Below are 12,489 nucleotides of genomic sequence, written 5' to 3' on the forward strand. Positions count from 1 at the left end.
GACATGGGCCCGTTGCTTTGTCTTGTCGTACGGACGGCCCGCAGGCGGGCTCGACGAGTTTGTACAAAGTTGACGTGGCCGGATCGGTGCATGGGGACCAGCAGTCGCACACTATTGCCTATTCTCCATATGGGCATCGACCCGAGTGTCCAAACATACAACTGGGCTTTAACGGCGAATGCAAGGATCCTGTCATCGGTGGGTACTGGCTTGGGAATGGAAAAAGAGTCTACAGCCCAATACTCATGCGCTTTTTTAGCCCTGACGACTTGAGCCCATTTGCGGAAGGCGGGCTGAATTGTTACGCCTACTGCCAGGGTGACCCCGTCAACAAATCCGATCCCACAGGCAGGTCACCTGCTTTGCTTTCGAAAATCGACATCTTGTTCAACGTCCTCAAGAGGGCGATCGGTTTTATGAGCGGCCTGCGCCTGCCAGGGAGTCAACATTTACGGGTGAAGGGTTTTATCATGCATAAGAAGGGGGCTAGCGGAACCCCCTTTACACTGAAGCTCGCGGGCGATAGCTATGAAGTGAAGTTCCATCCACAATCCGGTCCGCCCGAGGTCTTGACGGGCTATCGTCATCGTAAAACCAATACGTACTTCTATGTGGGTAAATCGGGTACGCCCCCAAGGCAGTCACGTCCCTTTGCTCGGTCAGCTGCGCCGCGCCCATTGGCCGATGTTGCTGCTCCAGCACAGACAGGTCAGTCTGATGTAGCGACTCAGTGGTCAGCCTCCGAGTCTCATAAGGAGCTTTTGGCGTTAAAAATCGACTATGCAGAGTGGAAAATGTTCAATGATCCCGAGGTCTATGCCTACGTTCAGCCTATCAGGCAGGGGACTGCGCTAGGTAATGTCTAGACAGCTGTAGCTGTGGACACTGGCCTGCCGCTTGGCAGTGCTGAATATGTTCAACTTCCGTTTATGAGCGGCGGTGTAGGTTGTCAGGCGCATCAACGCGCCTGACAACTTGAATAGTCGTTTTACCACCGCATCCGCACACCCAGGCTGCCAATCAGTCCATTCAGATCGTTGTCATCCACATCACTGCTGTAATCGGCACTCACGAATAACGCCACTGCCGGTGTCACTCGTGCCACCAACCCCAACCCCAATTCCACCGTGGTCGAATAGCGCGAACTGGAGATCTTGTCGACCTGGTCCAGCTTCACCTCATCGGCATTGCTGAAGTCATACCACACGTTGGTCCGCACATAGGGCTCGATCGGCATGCCGCGCACTTCGTAGCGCCCGGACAGTTTGGCACCGACCCGGCCGCTCCAGCTCGGCTGGCTGTCGAAGGCCTGCAGGGTCTCCTCCTGCACCTGGTTGCCAGGGAAGAACTGCTGGTTGATCAACTGTGCCTGGGGTTCGATGACCCAGTTGCCGCCCAGGCGGATCGGGTAGCCGCCTTCCACCGAGAACGTCATTGCATGGCCGCTTTCATCAAGGCGCTGGCCGTTTTCGCCCCGGCCCATCACATCGATCCGCGAACCCATTGCCACGGCATCAAGGTGCCAGCCCTGCTCATGGGTCATGCTCCAATATACGCCTAGGCTTTCCCCGCTCAGGTTCACGGCGTTGCGTTGCTTGTCGCCCAGCAGCGGGCGCATGCCGTTGAAGCTGCTCTGCAAATTGTTTTGCCCCACGAAAATCCCCGCCCGGTGCACGTTGCCCGCGGCCGTCTCGCGCACGAACAGGTCTGGGCCGATCATCAACTGCTGGCTGGGAGCTTCCAGCTGCTCTGGGGGCTGCGCCCCGTTGCGTGTGCCAGTGGGGAAGAATTGCGACCACTGGCTGGCGATCAGGTCCGGTGCGGCCTGGCCGTGACGCCCGCTCATTTGCTGGGAAAACGCATTCAGGGTACCGAGACTCAAGCCACTGGCGCTCACCGGATCAAGTGACAGCTGCGGTACTGCCGCCTGCTGCAGATAACGGGGTGATAGGGGGTCATCCTGCAGCTCGTACGCGAAGGTTTCCACCGGGGTTGCCAGAAGCAGCGACGTGGAAACCGCGTAGAAAATACGGTCGAAGCTTTTGGGGCCCGAGGTGTTTTTCATGGCGGATCTCCTTTGTTTTTGTGGGGTACAGCCCGAGGACCTGGCCTGTTGTCACGAGCTGTACGGCAAAAACAGAGGGCGACCCAAACCAGCACGCCAGCTTTCGCAAGCGCGCACAAAGGCGCGAGCTAGAGGCCCGGCGCGAGATCTTTACTACTAGATAATGTTCAGCTAAGGAGAGGACGACGCTTGCGTCAAGAAAGCGTGAAGAAACCGTTCATCTTTCGTGGTCTGCACCAACTGATTGATATTGCTGTAGAAAGACCGCTGCATAGCGGGGTTCGCTATTTGCCGCCGCCTGGCTATGAAGAATGATTGCTAGAGGTGCACTTCCACCGCCAATGGCAGATGATCTGACAGGTGCGACCAAGGTTTGTGCCCCAGAATCCGCGGCCCGTGGCTTTCGGCGTTGCGCAGGTAGATCCGGTCCAGGCGCAGCAAGGGCAGGCGAGCAGGGTAGGTGCGGGCGAGGTGGCCATGATGGCGCTCGAACGCCTCGTGCAGGTCACGTTGCAACCCGAGGGTGCGATTGCCATGCGCCTTCCAGTCGTTGAAATCGCCGGCGATGATCACCGGTGCGTCGACCGGCAACGCATCCAGCAATTTGCGCAGCAGCTGCAGTTGCTTCTGGCGGTGGCTTTCCAACAGTGAGAGGTGCACGCAGATCGCGTGCACCTGGCCTTGGCCGGGCACCTCCAGGATGCAGTGCAGCAGGCCTCGGCGCTCGGGGCCGGTGATCGACACATCGAGGTTGCGGTGCTCGACGATCGGGTACTTGGACAACAGCGCGTTGCCGTGGTGGCCGTCGGGGTAGACGGCGTTGCGGCCGTAGGCGAAGTCGCTCCACATGCTGTCAGCGAGGAACTCGTACTGCGAGGTCTGCGGCCAGCCAGGGTAGCGTGCGGCGTGTCGGTCGTGGCTGCCGAGCACTTCCTGGAGGAAGACGATGTCGGCCTGGGTGCTGCGTACCGCTTCGCGCAGCTCCGGCAGGATGAAGCGCCGGTTGAAAGCGGTGAAGCCCTTGTGCGTGTTCACCGTCAGCACCCGCAGCCGCTTCACGGCTGGGGCCTGGTCGACACTGGCGAAACCTTTACTGCCGGCCTCGAGGCTCACAATTCCTCCTGAAATCAGCCCTTTCCAAATGCCGCTAAATCCTGTGGGAGTGGGTTTGCCCGCCCCCACAGGTATGGCGTGGCAATTAAAATGTAGGACCCGCCTGGGTTATCACGGTTCACTCCTCGTCATGCTGCAACACCATCAGCAGCATCGACCGGCCCTTCACCTCGAAGGTGCTGTCGAACTGCAGGTGCTGCCCCTTGCGCAGCTCTGGCCGGTCGGTGTCCACCAGGCAGCTCCAGTAGTCGCCTTCGGGTACGGTCGGCAACTTGAACGGCACGACATCATGGTGGGCATTGACGATCAGCAGCACGGTAGCCTCGGCACCAGGCCGGGCGATGCCACTGACCTGCGCGCGGCCATCGATCAGCATGCCCAGGCAGCGCCCGTGCGGGTCTTCCCACTGCTCCACGCTCATCTCGCCGCCATCCGGTGCCAGCCAGGTCACGTCCTTGACCCCGATCGCCTCATTGTAGTCGCCGACCAAAAAGCGCGAACGACGCAGCACCGGGTAGGCCAGGCGCAGGCGGGTCAGGCGCTTGACGAAGGCCAGCAGCTCCTGGCCTTCCTCGTCCAGGTCCCAGTTCACCCAGCCGATCTCGCTGTCCTGGCAGTAGGCATTGTTGTTGCCGTGCTGGGTGCGGCTGAACTCGTCGCCGGCCACAATCATTGGCGTGCCTTGGGCCAGCAGCAACGTGGCGAAGTAGTTGCGCATCTGACGCATGCGCAGGGCATTCACCGCCGGGTCATCGGTCGGCCCTTCGACACCGCAGTTCCACGACAGGTTGTTGTCGGTCCCGTCCTGGTTGTTCTCGTCGTTGTCTTCGTTGTGCTTGTGGTTGTACGACACCAGGTCACGCAAGGTGAAACCGTCGTGGGCGGTGATGAAATTGACCGAGGAGTAAGGCCGCCGGCCGCGGTTGTTGAACATGTCGCCCGACGCGGTCATGCGGGCGGCAAAGTCGGCAAGTTGGCCCTCGTCGCCTTTCCAGAAGGCGCGTACGGTGTCGCGGAAACGGTCGTTCCACTCTGCCCAGCCCGGGGCGAAGTTGCCCACCTGATAGCCGCCCGGGCCGCAGTCCCACGGCTCGGCAATCAACTTGACCTGGCTCAGCATCGGGTCCTGGCGGCAGGCGACGAGGAAACCGTGGCGCTCGCTATAGCCGTCGTGGTAGCGGCCAAGGATGGTCGCGAGGTCGAAGCGGAAGCCGTCCACGTGCATTTCACCGGCCCAGTAGCGCAGCGAGTCGGTAACCAGTTGCAGCACGCAGGGGTGGCTCAGGTCCAGGGTGTTGCCCGTACCGGAGTCGTTGATGTAGTAGCGCTTGTCATCCGGCATCAGGCGGTAGTACGAGGCGTTGTCGATACCGCGCATGGACAGGGTCGGGCCGCGTTCATTGCCTTCGGCGGTGTGGTTGTAGACCACGTCGAGAATCACTTCCAGCCCGGCATCGTGCAGGTGCGCGACCATCTCCTTGAACTCGGCGATCTTGCCACTGGCCAGGTAGCGCGGGTGCGGTGCAAAGAAAGCGATGCTGTTGTAGCCCCAGTAATTGTTCAGGCCCTTGTCCAGCAGGTGCTGGTCGTTGACGAAGGCGTGGATCGGCAGCAGCTCGATGCTGGAAACGCCCAGGTCCTTGATGTGCTTGAGCAGTTCGTCATTGGCCAGGCCGGCGAAGGTGCCGCGCAGTTTTTCCGGCACTGCCGGGTGGCGCATGCTGATGCCGCGGGTGTGCGCCTCGTAGATGATCGTGCGTTCCCAGGGGATCTGCACCCGCTGGTCGCGGCCCCAGGTGAAGGCCGGGTCGATCACCTTGCATTTGGGTACGAAAGGCGCGCTGTCGCGTTCGTCGAATGACAGGTCGCCATCAGGGTGGCCGATGGTGTAGCCGAACAATGCCTCGGACCATTTCAGGCTGCCGACCAGTTGCTTGGCATACGGGTCGATCAGCAGTTTGTTGGGGTTGAAGCGGTGGCCGTTTTCCGGTTCGTAGGGGCCGTACACGCGGTAGCCGTAGACCAGCCCAGGGTGCGCGTCGGGCAGGTAGCCGTGGTAGATCTCGTCAGTGTATTCGGGCAGTTCGATGCGCTCGATTTCCTGTTCGCCGGTGGAGTCGAACAGGCACAGTTCGACCTTGGTGGCGTTGGCCGAGAAGAGGGCGAAGTTGACCCCAAGGCCATCCCAGGTGGCGCCGAGGGGGAAGGGCATGCCTTCGCGGATGCGCGATGGTGCGACCGAGCGGGTTTTCTTTGGGGTGCGGGGGCTCATGACGATCCTCAAGTGGCCGTGATGGAAGGGGAATGTGCAGTCCTGCGGTGGCCTGTTTACCGGGAAACCCGATGCCACAGGTACTGCATGGCTTTGAGCGCCTGTGATGAACCTGTGGCAGTGGGTTTACCCGCGAAGAAAGCCGGGACAGGCTTAACCGGCAGTAGGCTTTTTCACCGCCCGAGGCTTTTTCGCCGCAGCCGGTTTAACGCCCGGCAGGGCAGTTACCTTGGGCTCGGCAGGCGCTTTGGGCTCCGCTGCAGCCTTGGGCTTGGCCGGCGCCCGCTTGCGCGGCGCTGCCTTGGGTGCCAAGGCTTCAGCCTCGGCCAGCTTGCGGGCCATTTCCCAGTGGCGATCTTCCTGGCCGGCGGGTTTACCTTCGGACTCCCAGATCTGGTAGGCAAATTCGCGAATACGCTTTTCATCGACACTCATCGTGACGCTCCTGATGCTCAAGATTGTTGTATCAACAGGTTGACCGGAAACTCCGCCAGCACGGCGCTCACATGCAGCTCCCTAGAAGGGCTGACCGCAGCACTGGAAAAAAGTCCCGTCGAGTTGGCAGGCGACAAGGCAAACGGCAAGATCACCCGGGTGTCGTCCCAGTTCTGTGCCGGGATCAACGGTGTAGCAGCGCCGCCAAGCAGGCCGCTGGCCAGGCGCGGGGCGACGACAATGGCGCGTTCACTGTCACCCAGGCGGGCAAAAGCGATCACCTTGTCAGCGTGCCGGCCGTGTACGGCAAGTGGCAGGTAGGCGCCACGGCGGAACAGTTCGGCATGGGCCTGGCGGCAATCGAGCACCTTGGCGACCAGGGCCTGCTTGAGGCGGCCGTCGCGCCAGTGCGCCAGCAATTCGGTCAGCGGCGCGGCATCGTCCAGGGTGCGGCGCCTCAAAGCGTAGTCCACGGGGCGGCGGTTGTCCGGGTCGACCAGGCTGAAGTCCCAGTATTCATTACCTTGGTACAAGTCGGGCACGCCCGGTGTGGTCATGCGCAGCAACGCCTGGACCAGGCTGTTGAGGGCGCCGGGGCAGGCCAGCAGTTGCGCGGCATCCGCCAGGGATTTGCGCAGTTGCTGGTTTTCGCTGCCCAGCAGCAGGCTGTCCAGATAGCGTGCACAGGCCGTTTCGTAGGCCTCGTTCGGCGCGCTCCAGCTGCTGCGCAGCTTGGCTTCGCGCAGGGCCTTCTGCTGCCACTGGCGAACGCGCTCGGCGTACTGGCGCACGGCGTTGTCGTCGTGCAGGTCAAGCTCCAGCGGCCAGCTGCCGAGCAGGGTCTGCAACAGCATCAGCTCGTCGCCGGGGCTCGGCGCCAGGCCATCGTCCAGCTGCGCACGCAGCGGCGCCGCCAGTTCGCGCCAGTGCTCCACCCGGCTGGCCAGCCAGGGGCCGCGTTCGCTGAGCACAGCCAGGCGTGCGCGGGTGTCTTCGCCGCGCTTGTGGTCATGAGTAGCGGTGGCCAGCAGGTTGTCAGGGAAGTCGCGCAGGCGCCGCTGGGCCTCGTTGTGAAAGTCCATGAGCGGTGCGCTGAAACGCTCGGCCTCGAACCCCACATCGTTGCGCGACAGCAAGCGCGCACTGCGGTAGAACGCAGTGTCTTCCACGGCCTTGGCGGCGCTGGGGGCGGTCAGTTGCTGGAAGCGCACGCAGGCATGGCGCAGCTGCTTGCGTACCCGGCCCGGTGGTAGCTGGCGCCAGGCTTGGCCGCCCAACCATTGTTCCAGCTGCTCGAGCAGTGGCCAATCGGCTTCGCCCAGGTCTTGGCGGGCATCGGCCAGTGCTTGCTGGAAAAAAACCTCGTCTTCAGCCGGGCGCCCGCAGGCATTGAAGTAGGTGCGGTACACCGGGTAGTGCGCGACCAGCGCCTGCAAGGCGCGGCGAATGGCGCCCAGGGTCAGGTCGCGGGTCATCAGGTCGTTGCGTGCCACCTGCAGCAGCGCCTGGGCCACCGACTCGCAATCGCCGGCCAGGCTGGCGTTGAGCACCAGGTGGCGGGCTTGGCGCACTTCTTCGGGGAAGTCCGGGCGCTCGCTGACAGTGGCCCACAGCTCGGTCAGCGGCGCTTCCCCGGCCGGATCGTGCTGCAGCAACGACACCTGGTTCATGAACTCGTAGCCGGTGGTGCCGTCAGTGAGCCAGTCGCGGTGCAGGTGTTCGTTGGCGCCGAGGATTTTCTCGACGTAGATCGGGAAATGCTCCAGGGCCGCGTTCAGTGGCCGCTTCGCCATCAGGCCATCGACCCTGCGACGCAGTTTGCGGCAGTAGCCACGCGGGTCGGCGAGGCCGTCGATATGGTCGATGCGCAGGCCGTCGACCAAGCCCCGTTCGATCAGCTCGAACAACTTGGCGTGGGTGGCCTCGAACACCACTGACCGCTCGACGCGCAGGCCGCCGAGCTCATTGATGTCGAAGAAGCGCCGCCAGTTGATGTCGTCGGCGGCCGTGCGCCAGCTGGCCAGGCGGTAGGTCTGGCGCTCCAGCAGCAGGTGCAGGCGCTTGAAGCCGTTTTCGGCGCGGCTGTCGAAGGCTATCAGGGCCGATTCAAGGTCGGCCCCTTCACTTACCAGGCGCGCCAGTTCAGCGTGCAGGGGCAGGGCATCGGCCAGCGGTGTGGCGGATTCGCCCAATGCCGTGAAATGCTCTGCCAGTGCCTTCAGGGCCGGCTCCGGGCTGAGCGCCAGGATCCAGCCGTAGTCGACCGGGCAGATCGGGAAGCGGTGCTCGTAATGGGCCACCTGCAGCAGGCCCCGTTGGTTGTCGAACTCAAGCGGGATTTCGCCATTTTTCAACGCTACCCCGTAGTCGCTGCCGAGGAACGGCAGCAGCAATTGCCCGGCCAGCAGCGGGTCGCTGGAATGCCACTGGATATCGAAGAACGCTGCATAGGGGCTGCGCCGGCCCCAGGCCAGCAGGCTTTGCCACCAGGGGTTGTCGGCCCCGCCCACGGCCATGTGGTTGGACACTGTGTCGAGAATCAGCCCCATGCCGTGCTGGCGCAGTGCGGCGACCAGCCGTTCCAGTGCGGCCTCACCGCCGAGTTCGGGGTTGACCCGGGTCGGGTCGACCACGTCATACCCATGCCGTGAGCCGGCGCGGGCCTTGAGAATGGGCGAGGCATACAGGTGGCTGATGCCCAACTGGGCAAAATACGGCACCAGCGGCACGGCCTGGTCGAGGGTGAAGTCGCTGTGAAACTGCAGGCGCAAGGTGGCGGTCATTGGCTTCATTGGTCACGCTCCCAAGCCTGTTCGCGAGCCTGGGCCAATAGCTCCAGGCGCCTTGCGGCATCTTCGTCGTCCAGCAGTTCCCGCACCGGGCGGGCGAAGCGCCGCCGCCAGTTGGGGTGGCCGCTGGTGGTGCCCGGCAGGTTGGGTTGTTCGTCGCAGCCCAGCAGGTCTTCCAGCGGTACCAGCACCAGCGGCGCGCGGGTATGGCCCACGTAGCGGATAGCCGCGTCGATCAGCGCGTCGGTGTCCTTCATTTCGCCGTAGTTGGCTTGCAGGGTGTGGCGCAGGCCGTCATGTTCCTTTTGGCGTTCGTGGCGCCAGTGGAGTTCGGTGGCAGTGTCGATCAATTGCAAACGGTGGCTCCAGTCGATATCGCGGTTGGCCAGCCAGCCGGCTAGCGGTGCCAGGTCGTGGGTGCCGGTAGTGGCCAGGGCATGGTCCGGCCAGTCCAGAATCGGCTTGAACTGGCCGGGCTGGGTCTGTTCGAACGGCAGCACGCGCATGCCCAGCACGGCTTTCTCGGCCAGCGTTTCGCGCAGGCCTTCCGGCACCGTGCCGAGGTCTTCACCAAGAATGATCGCCTGGTGGCGCACCGACTCCAGCGCCAGCAGGCGCAGCAGGTCCTCCAGTGGGTAATTGAGGTAGGCACCCTCACTGGGCTTGGCCCCTTGCGGGATCAGCCATAGCCGACGCAGGCCCATGACATGGTCGATGCGCAGGCCCCCGGCGTGCGCCAGGTTGGCCCGCAGCATTTCGATGAAGGCGCGGTAACCGTTGCGCTTGAGGCCTTCGGGCGAGAAGGCGCAGATGCCCCAGTCCTGCCCGGCGCGGTTGAGGATGTCGGGTGGCGCACCGACTTTCAGGCCTGACAGCAGTTCGTCCTGGCGGCTCCAGGCCTGGCTGCCGGCACCGTCGGCGCCCACTGCCAGGTCGGCGATCAGGCCCACTGCCATGCCGCTGCTACGGGCGGCTTCCTGGGCACGTTGCAGGCTGCGCTCGGTCAGCCATTGGCAGAAAGCGTGGAACTCGACCTTGGCCGGGTAGGCGTTGGCGAAGGCTTCCACTTCGGGGTGGTACGGGTCGTGCCAGGCCTTGGGCCAGTTGCGCCAGTCGGCGCCCAGCCCGTTCTCCACCGCTTGCGCCTGCAACACTTCGAAGCGGCAGTGATGCTCAAGGGCCTGGCCGCCAGCGTCACGGAAACTGTCGAAATCCCTGCGCAGTGGGTGGTTGCCCTGGCTGAAACCCTGGTACAGCGCTTCGAGCAAGCGCAGCCGGGCGCTGGCGGCGCGCGGCCAGTCGACCAGTGTGCCTTGCTCCAGGTCTTCAAGCTGTTGCTCTAGGCCGCAGGCTTCGATGGCCATGCGCACTTCCCGCTCGCCCAGCAGGGCAGCCGGGCTGGCGTACAGGGCATTGAGCAGCAGGCGGCTGGACGGCGAGTAGGGGCTGTAGTGCTCCTGGTCGATGGCAGCCAGGGCGTGAATCGGGCTGATGGCCAGGGCGTCTGCGCCGCGCTCGGCGGCCGAACGCGCTAGCTGTTCCAGGGCCAGGCAGTCGCCGTAGCCGCCATCGCCGGGGCGGCGCAGGCTGTACAACTGCACCGCCAGCCCCCAGCAGCGTGGTGGTGGTTGCTGCACGTCGTCATCCAGGCTGTGGCAGCGTGGCGGGGCCACGGCCACGGTGAACTGGCGGCCGTCTATCTGCACCTGATGGTAGCCAATCGGCAGCTCACCGGGCAGGCGTGCCTGCTCATCAAGGGTGAGGGTAAGCGAAGCGTGGTCTTCCAGGGTGCAATGCGCGATGCTGGCGGCGCTGAAGTAGCGCGCCAGCGCCAGCGGCTGGCCAAGGTCGGCGGTTAGCAGCGGCGGCAGGTGCTCGCTGTCGTCGGCGGCTTCCACGGCACGCAGGCTGGCGGCAATGGCGCTTTCATCGGCGGCAGGATGGCCAAGCCCTTCGAGGATGTTGCGCAGCGCGTCGTCACTGACGCGCTGGGGACGAGCATTGGCGTCGATCCAGTCGCGGCTCAGCCCGACGCGGCGCGCCAGGCGATGCAGGGCGGTTTCGCTCATGGGCGCTCCTGGGCAGGTGGAAGCAGGCTGACCACGCAGCTGTAGGCGGCCAGGTGGGTATCGGGGTGGCGGGTGTCGCTGCTGTCGAACAGCCGCCAGGCTGGGGCGGGCAGTTCGACTGCCTCTGCGCTGTCGGCCAGGTTCAGGTCGATGCGCAGGATGCTGCCATTGCCCAACCGCCAGCGTGCGGTCAGCGCCTTGTCGCCGTGGACCTCGGCGCCCAGTGCACGGCTGCCGGGCAGGTGCGGGATGACATGGCGGTGGCGCAGGTGGAGTAGATGCTGGTACAGACCGTGCCAGCCGGCGATCACTTCCTTGTTTTGCGGGCGTGATGACTCGAAAGTCTGCTCGGCATTGGGGTCGGGAATGTGCTCGCGCTGCTCGGGGTCGGCGAACGCGGTGAAGTGGGCGAATTCGCCACGGCGGCCTTCACGCACGGCGTCGGCCAGCTGGTCGTGAAAGTCGGTGAAGAACAGGAACGGCCGGCAGCTGCCATCGTCGTCGCCCATGAACAGCAAGGGGATCATAGGGGCCAGCAACAGCAGGCTGGTAGCTGCCCGCAGGGCCGGCGGCGGGCACAGGCGGGTCAGGCGCTCGCCGAGGGCGCGGTTGCCGACCTGGTCGTGATTCTGCAGGAACAACACAAAGGCGCTGGGCGCCAGGTGCCCGCTGGGTTCGCCGCGTGGCGTGCCATGTCGATTGGGCTGGCCCTGGAACACAAAGCCCTCGCCCAGGCAGCGCGCCAGTTGATCGATGGGGCGTTTCTGGTAGTCCGCGTAGTAGCCTTCGGTTTCGCCGGTCAATAACACATGCAGGGCATTGTGGCCGTCGTCATTCCACTGGGCATCGAAACCCTGCTCCAGCAGGCCAGCCTGATTGTGCTCGTTCTCCAGCACCAGCCACACGTGCCGCCCGGGTTCCACCGCGGCACGCACTCGCTGGGCCAGCTCGACCAGAAAGTCGGGCTGGTCGATGGCATGTACGGCATCCAGGCGCAGGCCGTCGCAGCGGTAGTCGCACAGCCACATCAGCGCGTTCTGGATGAAGTACTCGCGCACCTGCGGGCGGCGAAAGTCGATGGCCGCGCCCCAGGGGGTCTGGCGGTCCTCGCGGAAGAACGGGCTGGCGTACTGATGCAGGTAATTACCGTCGGGGCCGAAGTGGTTGTACACCACGTCCACCAACACCATCAGCCCTTCGCCGTGGGCCTGATCGACCAGCGCGCACAGCTGCTCAGGGCTACCGTAGGTATTCTGCGGTGCATACGGCAGCACGCCGTCATAGCCCCAGTTGCGCTCGCCAGGGAACTGCCCCAGCGGCATCAGCTCGACCGCGCTGATGCCCAGTTCGGCCAGGCGTGGCAGTTGCCGGGCCACGCCGTCGTAGCCATCGAACAGGCCAACGTGCAGTTCCTGGATGACCGCCTCGTGCCAGGGACGGCCTTGCCACGGATGTTGCCAGGGGTAGCAGGTAACATCCACCACCTGGCTTGGCCCCTGCACGCCGTCGGGCTGATAGCGCGACGCCGGGTCGGCCACCTGCAATTCATCATTGATACGGTAGCGGTAACGGTCACCGGCCTGGCAGGGAACCACGCCGGTGTACCAACCATCTTCTGCGGGCTGCAGCGCGAAGGCCGGCTGCTGCTCCAGTTCCACGCTCACGCTGCGCGCATCGGGTGCCCAAAGGGCGAAGCGCGCCGACGTGGCGTCCAGCAAGTGTGCGCCATGCCTGTGCATCTTCCAC

8 protein-coding genes and 1 pseudogene are annotated in these 12,489 nt (G+C 64.1%); 2 read left to right on the forward strand and 7 right to left on the reverse strand.

All coding sequences use genetic code 11. The features are described 5' to 3' along the window. Positions 1–83 precede the first annotated feature (83 nt). A pseudogene (locus E8E68_RS26885) lies at positions 84–356 on the forward strand (RHS repeat-associated core domain-containing protein); the annotation flags it as partial. A 632-nt stretch (positions 357–988) separates the two neighbouring features. On the opposite strand, the gene E8E68_RS21925 reads toward E8E68_RS26885, so the two are convergent. Continuing rightward, on the reverse strand, positions 989–2,065 hold the full coding sequence (locus tag E8E68_RS21925; RefSeq protein ID WP_280344674.1) for an autotransporter outer membrane beta-barrel domain-containing protein: 1,077 nt from the start codon (positions 2,063–2,065) through the stop codon (positions 989–991). A 189-nt stretch (positions 2,066–2,254) separates the two neighbouring features. Here E8E68_RS21925 and E8E68_RS21930 point away from each other — a divergent pair, with 189 nt between their 5' ends. After that, positions 2,255–2,380: a hypothetical protein gene (locus E8E68_RS21930; protein WP_280344678.1), complete on the forward strand. Its 126-nt coding sequence runs from the start codon at positions 2,255–2,257 to the stop codon at positions 2,378–2,380. A gap of 3 nt (positions 2,381–2,383) precedes the next feature. Here the strand turns inward: E8E68_RS21930 and E8E68_RS21935 are convergent, their stop codons facing one another. The 6 genes from E8E68_RS21935 to treZ form a co-directional block, all read right to left on the reverse strand. Continuing rightward, positions 2,384–3,178 carry an endonuclease/exonuclease/phosphatase family protein gene (locus E8E68_RS21935; protein WP_280344681.1) on the reverse strand — a complete coding sequence of 265 codons (795 nt, stop codon included), beginning with the start codon at positions 3,176–3,178 and terminating at the stop codon, positions 2,384–2,386. A gap of 118 nt (positions 3,179–3,296) precedes the next feature. After that, positions 3,297–5,450: a glycogen debranching protein GlgX gene (gene glgX / locus E8E68_RS21940; RefSeq protein ID WP_110744653.1), complete on the reverse strand. Its 2,154-nt coding sequence runs from the start codon at positions 5,448–5,450 to the stop codon at positions 3,297–3,299. A gap of 153 nt (positions 5,451–5,603) precedes the next feature. Then, entirely contained in the window at positions 5,604–5,885 is a 282-nt protein-coding gene (locus E8E68_RS21945; RefSeq protein WP_266030459.1) for a DUF2934 domain-containing protein, read from the reverse strand. A gap of 17 nt (positions 5,886–5,902) precedes the next feature. Then, positions 5,903–8,677, reverse strand: a complete 2,775-nt coding sequence (locus tag E8E68_RS21950) for a malto-oligosyltrehalose synthase (RefSeq protein ID WP_280344686.1) — start codon at positions 8,675–8,677, stop codon at positions 5,903–5,905. Next, positions 8,674–10,743 carry a 4-alpha-glucanotransferase gene (malQ, locus tag E8E68_RS21955; protein WP_280344689.1) on the reverse strand — a complete coding sequence of 690 codons (2,070 nt, stop codon included), beginning with the start codon at positions 10,741–10,743 and terminating at the stop codon, positions 8,674–8,676. The genes E8E68_RS21950 and malQ overlap by 4 nt, the downstream gene beginning before the upstream one ends. Next, a complete protein-coding gene (gene treZ / locus E8E68_RS21960) occupies positions 10,740–12,482 on the reverse strand; it encodes a malto-oligosyltrehalose trehalohydrolase (protein ID WP_266030455.1) in 1,743 nt (580 codons plus the stop codon). The genes malQ and treZ overlap by 4 nt, the downstream gene beginning before the upstream one ends. Positions 12,483–12,489 lie beyond the last annotated feature (7 nt).

It is taken from the genome of Pseudomonas sp. BN607, assembly GCF_029871175.1.
Classification (GTDB): domain Bacteria; phylum Pseudomonadota; class Gammaproteobacteria; order Pseudomonadales; family Pseudomonadaceae; genus Aquipseudomonas.